The following is a 14353-nucleotide window of genomic DNA, read 5'->3' on the forward strand; positions in this document are numbered from 1 at the left end:
AGGCGCCATGCAGCCGTTCACCCATGCACCCCAGCAAGCCCAGCTGCCGCTGTTCGAAGCCTTTCTCGCCCAGCCGGTGCTGCCTGGCCTCAAGCCCGCCCCGACGCTGCGCAAGAGCAGCCAGCCCGAGCTGTTCAGCGAACTGACCCTGCGCGGCGCACCCGGGCATTGCCAGAGTCTGCTGGCACCGGTCCTGCGCGAACTCAGCGAAGAAGACGACAGCCGCTGGCTGACGCTCATCGCCCCGCCCGGCAGCCTCACCCAGGCCTGGCTGCGCGATGCCGGCCTGAACCGTGAACGCATCCTGCTGCTACAACCCGGCGGCAACCAGACCGCCCTGCAACTGGCCTGCGAAGCCTTGCGCCTGGGCCACAGCCACACGGTGGTCAGCTGGCTAGGCACCCTGAATAGCAATGCTCGTCAACAGCTCCAGCGCGCCGCCGCCAGCGGAAACGCACAAAGCCTGAACATCCGCCTCGGCTGATGTTCAGGCTTTGCCTGTCAAACGCTTGAAACCCTGGGCCTGTAACCTGCCTCAGTGAAGGACGCGTGGCCCCTCTTCACGCTCGAAGTCACCCTCGACGAGGCGACCGGCCATCTGCACGCCGACGCTGAGCATGGCCTTGGCCACTTCCACATGCTGTCCTTGCAGGAATGCCTTGGCATCCTCGGAGAAATCCAAGGTCACCAGGGAGCCTTCATCTTCGGCGCGGCGCAGCTCGATCCGGCCATCAGGCAACTCGACAATTTCTAGAAAGGACGTTGACATAAAGGGCCTGCTTTTCACGAAAGGCCAGTAGTGTACCAGCCATGGCGGCAGTCAGCACTCACTCAGCGCTTCGCGGAAGCGTCTCACCAGGCTTTTCAGATTCTGCCGCCAGGCTTCGAGCTCCTCGCGGGAAAGCTCGGCTGGCTCGCGCGCGTCCAGATTGACGGCTTGGATCAGCGGTTGGGTGACGTCGCCCTTCACGGGTTTCTGCGCGACCGGCGGTCGGAACAAATCGGCATAAGCGGCCAGCAGACGCGCCAGCCAGGTTTCCGGTTGACGGGCGAGCTCCAGCAGCTCGGCCATTTCCGGGATCGCCACGCTCTGCAGCACCTCGTCACTGAACAGCAACTCGGCCCGTGGCGCTGAAGCCTGCGGCAAGCGGTAGAAGCCGGCGATCTCGTGGCACAACCCCAGCAGTGCGCCATACAGGTGGAACAGCGCCGATTCGCGCTCGGCCTGGAGCAGGCCCTGGGCGTTCATGGCCTGGCTGTCGGCGGCCTTGGCCATGGATTCCAGGGCGAGGCCGGCGAAGAACAGTTTCTGGTTGGTGCGGGTGTAGAGTTCCTGGGCCATTTCGGCTGACTCCTGAAGGCTGCAAGACGATTGCCTGCAGTTTCAGGGATTGCGCTTTGCTTGTCATCAAATGACTGGGGCCGCTTCGCGGCCCCAGTCACAACTTAGATCAGCGCTTGTCTTCGACCTTCCACGCCTTGCCGTCGTAGAACGCCTTCCAGCCGGTCGGCTTGCCGTCGACCTCGGACTGCACGTACTGCTCCTTGGTCTTGCGGCTGTAGCGAATCACCGCCGGGCGCCCATCCGGGTCCTTCTGCGGCGCTTCGCAGAGGAAGTGGTACTTCGGATCGATCTCGTGCTTGTGCGGAACGATCTCCAACACCAGCGGCGCACGGGTCTCGCGGTTCTTCGGGAATTGGCTGGCGGCCAGGAACAGCCCCGAAGCGCCGTCGCGCAGCACGTAGGTGTCGTCGACCTTCTCGCACTTGAGCTCCGGCATGTCTACCTTGTCCATCTTCGGCGGCGCTGCCTCGCCGCTCTTGAGCAACTTGCGGGTGTTCTTGCAGGTAGGGTTGGTGCAGCCGAAGAACTTGCCGAACCGGCCGGTCTTGAGCTGCATCTCACTGCCGCACTTGTCGCACTCCAGGCTCGGGCCTTCGTAGCCCTTGATGCGGTAGCTGCCCTCCTCGATCTCGTAGCCAGCGCAGTCCGGGTTGTTGCCACAGATATGCAGCTTGCGCTTCTCGTCGAGCAGGTAGGCGTCCATCGCAGTGGAGCAGATCGGGCAACGGTGCTTGCCGCGCAGCACCAGCGACTCGGACTCGCCCTCGTCGTCGGCGGCGATCTCGTCGCCCGGCACCAGGTTGACCGTGGCCTTGCAGCGCTCCTTCGGCGGCAGGCTGTAACCCGAGCAACCAAGGAACACGCCGGTGGAGGCGGTACGGATCATCATCGACCGGCCGCATTCCTTGCAGGCGATGTTGGTCAGGGTGGGCTGGTTGGCCCGCATGCCGTGCTCGGTGGACTCGGCAGTCTGCAGCTTCTTGCTGAAGTCGCCATAGAACTCGTCAAGGACGTTCTTCCAGTCACGCTCACCCTGGGCCACGTCGTCGAGGTTCTCTTCCATGCCTGCGGTGAAGCCGTAGTCCATCAGGTTGGCGAAGCTCTCGGACAGGCGCTCGGTGACGATGTCGCCCATTTTCTCGGAGTAGAACCGACGGTTGTGCAGGGTAACGTAGCCACGGTCCTGGATAGTCGAGATGATCGCCGCGTAGGTCGACGGCCGGCCGATGCCGCGCTTTTCCATTTCCTTGACCAGGCTCGCTTCGGTGAAGCGCGCCGGTGGCTTGGTGAAATGCTGGCTGGGATCGAGCTGGATCAGCTTGAGCGCCTCGCCCTGGGCCATTTCCGGCAGCACGTCGTCCTCGCCCGGCTTGCTCTGCTGCGGCAGGACGCGGGTGTAACCGTCGAACTTGAGGATGCGGCCCTTGGCACGCAGCTCGAACTCGCCAGCCACCACGGTGACGCTGGTGGACAGGTATTGCGCCGGCGGCATCTGGCAGGCCAGGAACTGGCGCCAGATCAGCTCGTACAGGCGCTCGGCGTCACGCTCCATGCCGCTGAGCTTGGTCGGATGGGTGTTTACATCCGACGGACGAATCGCCTCGTGCGCCTCCTGGGCGCCTTCCTTGCTTCCGTAGACGATCGGCGCGGCGGGCAGATACTGCTTGCCGAATTCTTTCTCGATGTAGCTGCGCGCCATCTCGACCGCGTCGGTCGACAGGTTGGTCGAGTCGGTACGCATGTAGGTGATGTAGCCGGCTTCGTACAGACGCTGGGCCATCATCATGGTCTTCTTCACCCCGAAGCCCAGGCGGTTGCTCGCGGCCTGCTGCAGGGTGGAGGTGATGAACGGCGCCGAAGGCTTGCTGCTGGTCGGCCGGTCCTCGCGCTTGCTCACGCTGTAGCTGGAGGCCTTGAGCTTCTCCAGCGCGGCCATGGCCTGGGCTTCGTTGAGCGGCTTGAAAGCTTCGCCCTTCTCGCGAGCCACCTCGAAACGCACCTTGGCGTTCTTGGCGGTGCCCAGGTCGGCGTGGACTTCCCAGTACTCTTCCGGATTGAACGCGCGGATCTCGCGCTCACGCTCGACCACCAACTTTACCGCCACCGACTGCACACGACCTGCGGAGAGGCCGCGGGCGATCTTGGCCCACAGCAGCGGCGAGACCATGTAGCCGACCACGCGGTCGAGGAAGCGCCGCGCCTGCTGGGCGTTGACCCGGTCGATATCGAGCTCGCCCGGCTGGGAGAAGGCTTCCTGGATAGCCTTTTTGGTGATCTCGTTGAACACCACGCGCTTGTAGCGGCTGTCGTCGCCGCCGATGGCTTCGCGCAGGTGCCAGGCAATGGCTTCCCCCTCGCGATCCAAGTCGGTTGCGAGATAGATGGTGTCGGCATCCTTGGCCAGGCGGCGCAGTTCCTCGATCACCTTCTCCTTGCCGGGAAGGATCTCGTACTTGGCCTTCCAGCCCGCTTCCGGGTCGACGCCCATGCGCGCGACCAGGGTGCGGCGCGCCTTCTCCTTCGGCGACAAGGCCGGGGCCTGGGCCGCGGTCTTGCCGCGCTTGGCCGCCGGTTCCTTGCTCGCACTGGCGGAACCGCTGGTGGGAAGGTCACGGATGTGGCCGATACTCGACTTCACCACGTACTGGCTGCCCAGGTACTTGTTGATGGTCTTGGCCTTGGCCGGGGATTCCACAATGACCAGCGATTTGCCCATGGATCGGAGTATTCCTGAATCTGAAGATGAAAAACGCGTCAGGTGCCGGACGCGGCACCGCTATATATAGTGGCAAAAGAGTGAGGTCAAGCGTGGTCGATCACTCGTGCGCCTTGCCAAGCCGCTCGCCCAGCCCCTCTTCGGCCTTGACCAAAGCAAAGCGTGGCACCTGCTCGCCGTCAACCTCGACGGACTCCTGGAACATCGAAAGTGGCCTGACCCAGTAGCTGTAGTCACCATACAGGCACTGGTAGAAGACCATCCATTCTTCGCTTTCGGAATGCCGCGCCGCACTGAACACGCGGTATTCAGGGCCTTTGTAATGCCGGTACACACCAGGTTGTATCTGCATGTCACTCGCCCTCTTGAACAAATCCTGTAAAAAACAAAAGCCGGGGCACATGGCCCCGGCTGCTGTCCCGCAACGCGATCAGACGCGTTCGAAGACAGTGGTGATGCCTTGGCCCAGGCCGACACACATGGTGGCGACGCCCAGGGTACCGCCATTTTGCTTCATGACGTTGAGCAGGGTGCCGGAGATCCGCGCACCGGAGCAACCGAACGGGTGGCCCAGAGCGATGGCGCCGCCGTGCAGGTTAACCTTCTCATCCATCTTGTCGAGCACTTTCAGGTCCTTCAGCACCGGCAGGGCCTGTGCGGCGAAGGCTTCGTTGAGCTCGAAGAAGTCGATGTCGGCGATGGACAGGCCAGCACGCTTGAGGGCTTTCTGCGTCGCCGGGACCGGGCCGTAGCCCATGATCGCAGGGTCGACACCGGCCACCGCCATCGAGCGAATCACCGCCAGTGGCTGGATCCCCAGGTCCATGGCGCGCTGGCCGGACATGACGATCATGCACGAGGCGCCGTCGGTGATCTGCGAGGAGGTACCCGCGGTGACGGTGCCACCTTTGGGGTTGAACGCAGGCTTGAGCGACGCCAGGCCTTCGAGGGTGGTTTCCGGGCGAATGGTCTCGTCGTAGTCGAAGACCTTCAGGAAGCCGTTCTCGTCGTAACCCTGCATCGGGATGATCTCGTCCTTGAACTTGCCCTCGACCGTCGCCTTGTGGGCGAGCTGGTGCGAACGCAGGCCGAACAGATCCTGTTGCTCACGGGTGATGCCGTGCATCTTGCCGAGCATCTCGGCGGTCAGACCCATCATCCCGGAAGCCTTGGCGGCGTGCAAGGACATGTGCGGGTTGGGGTCGACGCCGTGCATCATGCTGACGTGGCCCATGTGCTCGACGCCACCGACCACGAACACATCACCGTTACCGGTCATGATCGCCTGTGCGGCGGTGTGCAGCGCGCTCATCGACGATCCGCACAGGCGGCTGACGGTCTGGGCGGCGGAGGTGTGCGGGATCTGGGTCATCAGCGACGCCATGCGGGCGATGTTCCAGCCCTGCTCCAGGGTCTGGTTGACGCAGCCCCAGATCACGTCCTCGACTTCCTTCGGATCGACCTTGTCGTTGCGCTCCAGCAGCTTGCTGATCAGGTGCGCGGACATGTCCTCGGCGCGGGTGTTGCGGTGCATGCCACCCTTGGAACGACCCATCGGCGTGCGACCGAAGTCGACAATCACCACGTCTCTTGGATTCAGGCTCATATCAATATTCTCGCTCTAGCTCGTTGGGCGCTCAGTTGAAGAAGCGCTGGCCGTTCTTGGCCATTTCGCGCAGCTTCGCAGTGGGGTGGTACAGCGGCCCCAGGTCGGCGTACTTGTCGGCCAGTGCGACGAACTCGGCGACCCCGATCGAATCGATGTAGCGCAGCGCGCCACCGCGGAAGGGAGGGAAACCGATACCGTAGACCAGGCCCATGTCGGCTTCGGCGGCGGTTTCGACGATGCCGTCTTCCAGGCAGCGCACGGTTTCCAGGCACAGTGGCACCATCATCCAGTTGATGATGTCCTCGTCGCTGACTTCACGCTGCTCGAAGATCACTGGCTTGAGCACGTCGAGCACGCTGGCGTCGGCGACTTTCTTCGGTTTGCCGCGCTTGTCGGTCTCGTAGGCGTAGAAGCCCTTGCCGTTCTTCTGACCGAGGCGGTTGGCCTCGTAGAGGGCGTCGACGGCGGAGCGACGATCGTCCTTCATGCGGTCCGGGAAGCCTTCGGCCATCACATCGCGGCCGTGGTGGCCGGTGTCGATGCCGACCACGTCCATCAGGTAGGCCGGGCCCATCGGCCAGCCGAACTTTTCCATGACCTTGTCGATGCGCACGAAGTCGACGCCGGCGCTGACCAGCTTGGCGAAGCCGCCGAAGTACGGGAACAGCACGCGGTTGACCAGGAAGCCCGGGCAGTCGTTGACCACGATCGGGTTCTTGCCCATCTTCTTGGCGTAGGCCACGGTAGTCGCGACCGCGACTTCAGTGGACTTCTCGCCGCGGATGACTTCGACCAGCGGCATCATGTGCACCGGGTTGAAGAAGTGCATGCCGACGAAGTTTTCCGGGCGCTTGAGCGCCTTGGCCAGCAGGTTGATGGAGATGGTCGAGGTGTTGGAGGCCAGGATGGCATCTTCCTTCACCTGGCCTTCCACTTCAGCCAGTACCGCTTGCTTGACCTTCGGGTTCTCGACCACGGCCTCGACGACGATGTCGACGTTAGCGAAATCGCCGTAGGACAAGGTCGGACGAATGGCGTTGAGTGCCTCGGCCATCTTCGCCGGGGTCAGGCGCCCCTTCTCGACGCGCTTGCCGAGCAGCTTGGAGGCCTCGTTCAGGCCCAGCTGGATGGCTTCCTCGCGGATGTCCTTCATCAGGATCGGCGTGCCCTTGACCGCCGACTGGTAGGCGATGCCGCCACCCATGATGCCAGCGCCGAGCACGGCGGCCTGCTTCACGTCGTGGGCGATCTCGTCATGGGCCTTGGCCTTGCGCTTGAGCTCCTGGTCGTTCAGGAACAGGCCGATCAGGCTCTCGGCGACCGAAGTCTTGGCCAGCTTGGCGAAGCCGGCGGCTTCGACTTCCAGGGCCTTGTCACGGCCGAAGTTGGCAGCCTTCTGGATGGTCTTGATGGCCTCGACCGGCGCCGGGTAGTTCGGGCCGGCCTGGCCGGCGACGAAGCCCTTGGCGGTCTCGAACGCCATCATCTGCTCGATGGCATTGAGCTTGAGTTTTTCCAGCTTGGGCTGGCGCTTGGCCTTGTGGTCCAGCTCGCCGCTGATGGCGCGCTTGATCAGGTCCAGGGCACCGGCCTGCAGCAGCTCGGGCGCCACCACGGCGTCGACGGCGCCGACCTTCAGGGCGTCCTCGGCACGGTTTTCCTTGCCCGAGGCGATCCACTCGATGGCATTGTCCGAGCCGATCAGGCGCGGCAGACGCACGGTGCCGCCGAAGCCTGGGTAGATGCCCAGCTTGACTTCCGGCAGGCCGATCTTGGCGCTGCTGGACATGACCCGGTAGTCGGCGGCCAGGCACATCTCCAGGCCGCCACCCAGGGCAATGCCGTTGATGGCGACGACGGTCGGCACCTGCAGGTCTTCGAAGTCATTGAAAATGCGGTTGGCTTCCAGGTTGCCGGCGACCAGTTCGGCCTCGGGCAGCTTGAAGTTGTCGACGAATTCGGTGATGTCGGCGCCGACGATGAACACGTCCTTGCCGCTGCTGACGATCACGCCCTTGATCGAGGCATCGCCCTTGATCACGTCCACGGCCTGACGCAGCTCGTTCAGAGTGAGACGGTTGAACTTGTTGACGGACTCACCCTTGAGGTCGAACTTCAGTTCGACGATGCCGCTTTCAAGAGCCTTAACCGTGATGGCTTTACCTTCGTAAATCATCAACTGATCTCCACGATATGGAAGCTGAACAGTACACGTCGAACGCTGGCGCAAGAGCCGGTCTACCGGTCACTCGCTCCAGGCACACCCGTCGACGCGCTAATCGGGATTCTGTAAGAGCCGTCTGACATACAAACGCTCAATTCATACGCCCGTTTGACTTGGGTGTGCACACATTCTCCGAAATGAACGGCGTTGTCAAATGCTCGCGAACACCGTGAAAACGCGACTTTCCAGTCATCTTCTACCCACCGGGTACGAAAAATGATGACAGTGATCGCCGACCATTCATGTCAGCGATAGACCATCACCGACGGCGAACGGCGCTTTTTTCTAAACGCATTCGCCAACGATGGCTACACTGGGCCTGCATGAAAGTGTTTCCGGCCTGCCTGGCCCTTTTCTGCACTGCAGAACGCAAAACGGCGCGCAAGAGCATGGTTGCTCCTGCGCGCCGTTTTGCGTTGATCAGGTTAGGCGAGGGTATCGAGGGCCTGGGCAATATCCTGCAAAACAGATTTATCGCCCCGCTCGCTCCAGTACAGGGCGATCATGCGCCGGTCGGCCTCGACCTTGTAGACGGTTGCCGGCAGACGAGCGAAGACCTCGGCCAGACGCGGCTCCTCGCAGGGTTCGCGCCACTGGTTCCACCACACGCCCGGACTGATCTGCCAGTAGCACCAGCAGTCCTCGCGGCCCTTGCGCCGCGCCCGGTGGTATTGCGGACAGGGGCTGGGCGGCTCCTTTTCCAGCCAGTGCGGCCACTGCTGCGGTGCCAGCTGCATGGCCAGCCCCATGCGCCGCCCCTCCAGGCGCAGGTTCATCTGTTCGCTCTGCTTGCGCGACTGACGCAGCCAGGCCAGCGGGCTGAGCATCAGCGCAAGGATTGACACCACTAGCCATACCGTCATATCTGTAGACCTTATAAAGCGTTGCAAATGAGCGGGTTATCCAGGTTTCACGCACGCCCGGCCCGAAAGCGACCATACTTCTACTATCGCGATTGTCAGGAGTACTGCACATGTCCTACGAACATCTTCTGGTCGCCGTCGACCTGACCGAAGAATGCGACCCGGTGATCAAGCGGGCCAAAGCCATCGCCCTGGCCAGCGGCGCCAAGGTATCCCTGGTGCATATCGTCGAACCCATGGCCATGGCCTTCGGCGGCGACGTGCCAATGGACCTTTCGCAGTTGCAGCAGCAACAGTTCGACCAGGCCAAGGAGCGCATGGACCGTCTGTACAACAAGTATCCGGACATCAATCGTGGCGATTCCCACCTGGTCTACGGCCAGCCGCGACAGGAAATCCACCAGTTGGCCAAGGATCAACACTGCGACCTGATCGTGGTGGGCAGCCATGGTCGCCATGGCCTGGCGCTGCTGCTGGGCTCCACCGCCAATGACGTGCTGCACGGCGCGCCGTGCGACGTACTGGCGGTGCGGTTGCAGAAGAAGGCCGAGTAAGCCTGTAATCGCGGGGCAGGCCCGCTCCCACACAGCTCGCCAGACGGGGCTGCGTGGGAGCGGGCTTGCCCCGCGATGCGTTCAGCCTTCCAGCTCGGCCCAGCGCTCCACCAGCACGTCCAGCTCGCCCTGCAGCTTCTCCAGCTTGGCCAGCACTGCGGTGGTTTCATCGATAGGACGCTGGTAGAAGTTCGAGGCATTGACCTCTTCCTGTACCTCGGCCATCTGCTGTTCCAGCGCATCGATCTGCCCTGGCAGCGCCTCCAGCTCGCGCTGCAGCTTGTAGCTGAGCTTCTTCTTGCTGGCATCGGCAGCAGGCGCGACGGCAGCGGCAGGTGCCTGCTCTTCCACCGTCTTGGCTACCACCGCGCTGTTGAGCTCGGACTTGCCGCCCTTGCTCTCGGTCACGCCCAGCAGTTTCGGCGAACCACCCTGGCGGATCCAGTCCTCGTAGCCACCGACGTACTCGCGCACACGGCCCTCACCCTCGAACACCAGGGTGCTGGTCACCACGTTGTCGAGGAAGGCCCTGTCGTGGCTGACCATCAGCACCGTGCCCTTGTAGTTGGACAGCACTTCCTCGAGCAGCTCCAGGGTCTCGACGTCGAGGTCGTTGGTCGGTTCGTCCAGCACCAGCAGGTTGGCCGGCTTGCTGAACAGCTTGGCCAACAGCAGGCGCGCGCGCTCGCCGCCGGACAACGCCTTGACCGGCGTGCGCGCACGCTGCGGACTGAACAGGAAGTCGCCGAGGTAGCTCAGCACGTGGCGGTTCTGGCCATCGATCTCGATGAAGTCGCGGCCTTCGGCCAGGTTGTCGATGACAGTCTTTTCCAGGTCCAGCTGATGGCGCATCTGGTCGAAGTAGGCCACTTCCAGCTTGGTGCCGCGTTCGACCTTGCCAGACGTCGGCTCCAGGTCACCGAGCATCAGCTTGAGCAGCGTGGTCTTGCCGGTACCGTTGGCGCCGAGCAGGCCGATGCGGTCCTGGCGCTGCAGTACCATGGAGAAGTCCTTGACCAGTTTCGGGCCATCCTTGTGGGCGAAGCTGACATCTTCCAGCACCATCACTTGCTTGCCTGACTTGTCAGCCACTTCGATCTGGATATTGGCCTTGCCCTGGCGCTCACGGCGCTCGCTGCGCTCCACGCGCAGCGCCTTGAGCGCGCGTACGCGGCCTTCGTTACGGGTACGCCGGGCCTTGATGCCCTGGCGAATCCACACCTCTTCCTGAGCCAGGCGCTTGTCGAACAGCGCGTTGGCAGTGGCCTCGGCGGCCAGCTCAGCCTCCTTGTGCACCAGGAAGCTGGCGTAGTCGCCGTTCCAGTCGATCAGCCCGCCACGGTCCAGCTCGAGGATGCGTGTAGCCAGGTTCTGCAGGAAGGAGCGGTCGTGGGTGATGAAGAGCACCGCGCCGTTGAAGCCGCTCAGGGCCTCTTCCAGCCAGGCAATGGCGCCGATATCCAGGTGGTTGGTCGGCTCATCGAGCAGCAACAGGTCGGGCTCGGACACCAGTGCCTGGGCCAGCAGCACGCGACGGCGCCAGCCGCCGGAGAGCTCGGCCAGGGTCTTGTCGGCCGGTAGCTGCAGGCGGCTCAGGGTGCTTTCCACCACTTGCTGCAGGCGCCAGCCGTCGCGGGCCTCCAGCTCATGCTGGACGTGCATGAGCTTTTCCAGGTCGTCATCGCCGTGGATGTTCTGGCTCAGGTGGTGGTACTCGGCCAGCAGCTCGCCCACGCCATCCAGGCCTGCGGCCACCACGTCGAACACGCTGCGCTCGTCGGCCACCGGCAGTTCCTGCGGCAGCTCGCCGATCTTCAGCCCCGGCGCGCGCCAGATATCGCCGTCGTCGGGCTTCTGCTCACCCTTGACCAGGCGCAGCATGCTCGACTTGCCCGTGCCGTTGCGGCCGATGATGCACACCCGCTCGCCACGGGCGATCTGCCAGGACACTTTGTCCAACAGCGGCATGGCGCCGAACGCGAGGGACACATCGCTGAATTTGAGCAGGGTCATGATCATCTCCAAAAACCGGGCGCGCATTCTACCTGACTTGCCCCTTCACGGCATCAAAAGCCCATCGCCGGCAGCAGGGCGTCGGATAACAACTCGATACAAGCACAGTGCTTTCACCCGCCACCGGCAAACGGCTAAGCTAGACACTAATACCCAACAGTGCTGGCTCCGCCGTCACTTTCCATGGTTCTACTGCCCGGACGTATCATGCGCAGCCGCCTGTTACAAATTGCTTCCTGCCTGCTGCTCACCGCCACCGCCGCGAGCGCCGCACAGGCCGTCGACATCACCCAGCAGCGTCAGTACTACGACGAGGCCAAGCGCGCCCTGGCCAAGGGCGACAAGGGTCCTTACCTGCGTTACGCGCAGGCGCTGCGCGATTATCCGCTGACACCCTACCTCACCTATGACGAGCTGACCGCCCGCCTGAAGAGCGCCAGCAACGAGGAGATCGAGGGCTTCCTCAAGGCCCACGGCGACCTGCCCCAGGCCAACTGGATGAAACTGCGCTGGCTGCGCTGGCTGGCTGAACGCGGCGAGTGGAACACCTTTACCCGATACTACGACCCCAAGCTCAACTTCACCGAGCTGGATTGCCTCAACGGCCAGTACCAGCTCTCCCACGGCCTGCGCGCCGAAGGTTTCGCCACCGCCGACAAGCTGTGGAACGTCGGCAAGTCGCAGCCCACCGCCTGCGACACCCTGTTCGCCATGTGGGCCGCCGAAGGCCAACTGACCGAGGCCAAGCGCTGGCAGCGCGCCAAGCTGGCGGCCCAGGCGCGCAACTATGGCCTGGCCAACAGCCTGGTCAAGACCCTCACCACCCTCGCCCCCCAGGGCAAGCTACTGATCGACGTGGCGCAAAAGCCGGAGTTGCTCAACCAGCCATCGCGCTTCACCCCGGTCAACGAAGCCATGTCCGACGTGGTCAGCCTCGGCCTGCGCCGCTTGGCCCGTCAGGACCCCGAGCAGGCCATGGCGCTGCTCGACGACTACGCCCAGCGCATGCACTTCTCCCGTGACGAGAAGGTCGCCATCGCCCGCGAGATCGGCCTGACCCTGGCCCGGCGCTACGACCCGCGCGCCCTCGACCTGATGACCCGCTACGACCCCGAGCTGCGTGACAACACCGTCAGCGAATGGCGCCTGCGTCTGCTGCTGCGCCTGGGCCGCTGGGAGGACGCCTACGAGCTGACCAGGCGCCTGCCCCAGGACCTGGCCAGCAGCAACCGCTGGAAGTACTGGCAGGCACGCAGCCTGGAACTGGCACAGCCGAACAACCCGCAGATTCCGCTGCTGTACAAGACCGTCGCCCGCGAGCGCGATTTCTACGGTTTCCTCGCCGCCGACCGGGCGCAGACGCCTTACCAGTTGAACAACAAGCCGCTGGCACTCAGCCAGGCGGTGATCAACAAGGTCCGCAACACCCCGGGTGTGCGTCGCGCCCTGGAGTTCCATGCCCGCGGCCAGATCGTCGAGGGCCGGCGCGAGTGGTACCACGTCAGCCGCCACTTCAACCGTGACGAGATGGTCGCCCAGGCCCGCCTGGCCTACGACATGCGCTGGTACTTCCCGGCCATTCGCACCATCAGCCAGGCCCAGTATTGGGACGACCTGGACATCCGCTTCCCCATGGCCCATCGCGACACCTTGGTGCGCGAAGCCAAGGTCCGCGGCCTGCATTCAAGCTGGGTGTTCGCCATTACCCGCCAGGAAAGCGCCTTCATGGAAGACGCCCGCTCCAGTGTCGGCGCCAGCGGCCTGATGCAGCTGATGCCAGGCACGGCCAAGGAAACCGCGCGCAAGTTCAGCATCCCGCTGGCCTCGCCGGCCCAGGTATTCAACCCGGACAAGAACATCCAGCTCGGCGCCGCCTACCTGAGCCAGGTGCACAGCCAGTTCAACGGCAACCGCGTGCTGGCCTCGGCCGCCTACAACGCCGGCCCCGGACGCGTACGCCAGTGGCTCAAGGGCGCCAAGCACTTGAGCTTCGATGTGTGGGTCGAGTCGATTCCGTTCGACGAGACGCGCCAGTACGTGCAGAACGTGCTGTCGTATTCGGTCATCTATGGGCAGAAGCTCAATTCACCGCAACCGCTGGTGGATTGGCATGAACGGTATTTCGACGATATGTGATCGAACCCTTTCGCGAGGCAAGTCGCATCGGCGCACCGATGTGACTTGCCTCGCGATGGCACTAATCGAGGACCTGGACGTCCATTCCCACCTGCAGCTGCCCCTCGCCATCCACCGCCAGGTTCTGGCCAAACAGCACATCCCCTTCCTTCTCGCGAAACGTCTTGAGCGTGGTCAACGGCTCGCGGTCCGGGCTGCGCTCGCCCGTGACGGGATCAAGGGTGGTGAGGATGCAGCGCACGCTCGGCTTGAGCACGCGGAAGGTCATGTCACCGATACGGATACGCTTCCAGCGGTCCTCGGCGAAGGCCTCGGCCCCCTCGACCACCAGGTTCGGGCGAAAACGCAGCATCTCCATGGGGCGCCCCACCCGCTGGCTCAGCTCATCCAGTGAGGCCTGACCGATCAGCAGCAACGGAAAACCATCGGGAAACGCTGCCCGGTCACTGTTGAGGCCGTAGCCGCTGGGCAGGTAGCGGGCCCGCTGTTCGGGGCAGTACACCAGCCTTACCGCCTTGCCCAGCAGGTCGCTGAGCCAGGCTGCAGCCGCATCGCCGGCATCGGGTACGCGCAAGGTGTCCCGCCAGATGGTGACGCCGCGCAGGGCCTCGTCGGCCGGCGGCACGGGCACCTCCAAGGGTGCCTGTCCCGGTGCCTGCAGCAGCAACTGGCCCTGCTCGCCGTAATCGGCGCCGACCTGCCCCAACCGGGGCCAGGCCCGCTGGGTCAGGAAGCGGCCATTCTCCTCCTCCACCACCAACCAGCGGCGGTCACCGTCCAGGCCCAGATTGCCGACCGCGGACGCTTGCAGGCCTTGGGCCCGCCCCGATTTTACCGGGTATCGATACAACGCACTCAGAAACATCCCTGCTCACCTGGTTGCCATTTAAAAA

Annotated in this window: 12 protein-coding genes; 3 read left to right on the plus strand and 9 right to left on the minus strand. The window is 63.7% G+C overall.

Features of this window, described 5'->3' with window-relative positions; genetic code table 11:
• Window positions 1–7: 7 nt before the first annotated feature.
• Window positions 8–484 carry an SOS-induced cell division inhibitor SulA gene (gene sulA / locus K5H97_RS19305; RefSeq protein WP_028692737.1) on the plus strand — a complete coding sequence of 159 codons (477 nt, stop codon included), beginning with the start codon at window positions 8–10 and terminating at the stop codon, window positions 482–484.
• A gap of 51 nt (window positions 485–535) precedes the next feature.
• Here sulA and K5H97_RS19310 read toward each other — a convergent pair whose 3' ends face one another.
• From K5H97_RS19310 to K5H97_RS19340, 7 genes are all read right to left on the minus strand, one after another.
• A complete protein-coding gene (locus K5H97_RS19310; protein ID WP_023630868.1) occupies window positions 536–769 on the minus strand; it encodes a hypothetical protein in 234 nt (77 codons plus the stop codon).
• Window positions 770–820: 51 nt separating this feature from the next.
• Window positions 821–1342, minus strand: a complete 522-nt coding sequence (locus K5H97_RS19315; RefSeq protein WP_028692738.1) for a DUF6586 family protein — start codon at window positions 1340–1342, stop codon at window positions 821–823.
• Between the two features lie 109 nt (window positions 1343–1451).
• Complete coding sequence (gene topA, locus K5H97_RS19320; protein ID WP_028692739.1) at window positions 1452–4061, minus strand: type I DNA topoisomerase; 2610 nt, start codon at window positions 4059–4061, stop codon at window positions 1452–1454.
• 100 nt (window positions 4062–4161) lie between these two features.
• Window positions 4162–4413 (minus strand): DUF1653 domain-containing protein, encoded by a 252-nt coding sequence (locus K5H97_RS19325; protein ID WP_028692740.1) that lies wholly within the window; start codon window positions 4411–4413, stop codon window positions 4162–4164.
• 78 nt (window positions 4414–4491) lie between these two features.
• The gene (gene fadA, locus K5H97_RS19330) at window positions 4492–5667 is read right to left on the minus strand and encodes an acetyl-CoA C-acyltransferase FadA (protein ID WP_028692741.1); all 1176 of its coding nucleotides are present in this window, start codon (window positions 5665–5667) and stop codon (window positions 4492–4494) included.
• Window positions 5668–5698: 31 nt separating this feature from the next.
• Window positions 5699–7846, minus strand: coding sequence for a fatty acid oxidation complex subunit alpha FadB (fadB, locus tag K5H97_RS19335; protein WP_028692742.1), 2148 nt, complete (start codon window positions 7844–7846; stop codon window positions 5699–5701).
• 473 nt (window positions 7847–8319) lie between these two features.
• Window positions 8320–8757, minus strand: a complete 438-nt coding sequence (locus K5H97_RS19340; RefSeq protein ID WP_028692743.1) for a hypothetical protein — start codon at window positions 8755–8757, stop codon at window positions 8320–8322.
• A 110-nt stretch (window positions 8758–8867) separates the two neighbouring features.
• On the opposite strand from K5H97_RS19340, the gene K5H97_RS19345 reads away from it, so the two are divergent.
• Window positions 8868–9311 carry a universal stress protein gene (locus tag K5H97_RS19345; RefSeq protein ID WP_028692744.1) on the plus strand — a complete coding sequence of 148 codons (444 nt, stop codon included), beginning with the start codon at window positions 8868–8870 and terminating at the stop codon, window positions 9309–9311.
• A gap of 81 nt (window positions 9312–9392) precedes the next feature.
• On the opposite strand, the gene K5H97_RS19350 is transcribed toward K5H97_RS19345, so the two are convergent.
• The gene (locus tag K5H97_RS19350; protein ID WP_028692745.1) at window positions 9393–11324 is read right to left on the minus strand and encodes an ATP-binding cassette domain-containing protein; all 1932 of its coding nucleotides are present in this window, start codon (window positions 11322–11324) and stop codon (window positions 9393–9395) included.
• 207 nt (window positions 11325–11531) lie between these two features.
• Between K5H97_RS19350 and K5H97_RS19355 the strand changes: the two genes are divergently transcribed.
• The gene (locus K5H97_RS19355; protein WP_028692746.1) at window positions 11532–13460 is read left to right on the plus strand and encodes a transglycosylase SLT domain-containing protein; all 1929 of its coding nucleotides are present in this window, start codon (window positions 11532–11534) and stop codon (window positions 13458–13460) included.
• A gap of 61 nt (window positions 13461–13521) precedes the next feature.
• Here K5H97_RS19355 and K5H97_RS19360 read toward each other — a convergent pair whose 3' ends face one another.
• Complete coding sequence (locus K5H97_RS19360) at window positions 13522–14325, minus strand: MOSC domain-containing protein (protein ID WP_028692747.1); 804 nt, start codon at window positions 14323–14325, stop codon at window positions 13522–13524.
• Between the last annotated feature and the right edge of the window lie 28 nt (window positions 14326–14353).

The sequence above is a fragment of the Pseudomonas mosselii genome (assembly GCF_019823065.1).
GTDB classification, from domain to species: Bacteria; Pseudomonadota; Gammaproteobacteria; order Pseudomonadales; family Pseudomonadaceae; genus Aquipseudomonas; species Aquipseudomonas mosselii.

What these genes read in the sequence shown, in the direction of transcription:
- K5H97_RS19360 (WP_028692747.1), bottom strand. Translation starts at nt 14,325, where the DNA reads ATGTTTCTGAGTGCGTTGTATCGATACCCGGTAAAATCGGGGCGGGCC.
- topA (WP_028692739.1), bottom strand. Translation starts at nt 4,061, where the DNA reads ATGGGCAAATCGCTGGTCATTGTGGAATCCCCGGCCAAGGCCAAGACC.
- K5H97_RS19340 (WP_028692743.1), bottom strand. Translation starts at nt 8,757, where the DNA reads ATGACGGTATGGCTAGTGGTGTCAATCCTTGCGCTGATGCTCAGCCCG.
- K5H97_RS19315 (WP_028692738.1), bottom strand. Translation starts at nt 1,342, where the DNA reads ATGGCCCAGGAACTCTACACCCGCACCAACCAGAAACTGTTCTTCGCC.
- K5H97_RS19355 (WP_028692746.1), top strand. Translation starts at nt 11,532, where the DNA reads ATGCGCAGCCGCCTGTTACAAATTGCTTCCTGCCTGCTGCTCACCGCC.
- fadB (WP_028692742.1), bottom strand. Translation starts at nt 7,846, where the DNA reads ATGATTTACGAAGGTAAAGCCATCACGGTTAAGGCTCTTGAAAGCGGC.
- sulA (WP_028692737.1), top strand. Translation starts at nt 8, where the DNA reads ATGCAGCCGTTCACCCATGCACCCCAGCAAGCCCAGCTGCCGCTGTTC.
- K5H97_RS19325 (WP_028692740.1), bottom strand. Translation starts at nt 4,413, where the DNA reads ATGCAGATACAACCTGGTGTGTACCGGCATTACAAAGGCCCTGAATAC.
- K5H97_RS19310 (WP_023630868.1), bottom strand. Translation starts at nt 769, where the DNA reads ATGTCAACGTCCTTTCTAGAAATTGTCGAGTTGCCTGATGGCCGGATC.
- fadA (WP_028692741.1), bottom strand. Translation starts at nt 5,667, where the DNA reads ATGAGCCTGAATCCAAGAGACGTGGTGATTGTCGACTTCGGTCGCACG.
- K5H97_RS19345 (WP_028692744.1), top strand. Translation starts at nt 8,868, where the DNA reads ATGTCCTACGAACATCTTCTGGTCGCCGTCGACCTGACCGAAGAATGC.
- K5H97_RS19350 (WP_028692745.1), bottom strand. Translation starts at nt 11,324, where the DNA reads ATGACCCTGCTCAAATTCAGCGATGTGTCCCTCGCGTTCGGCGCCATG.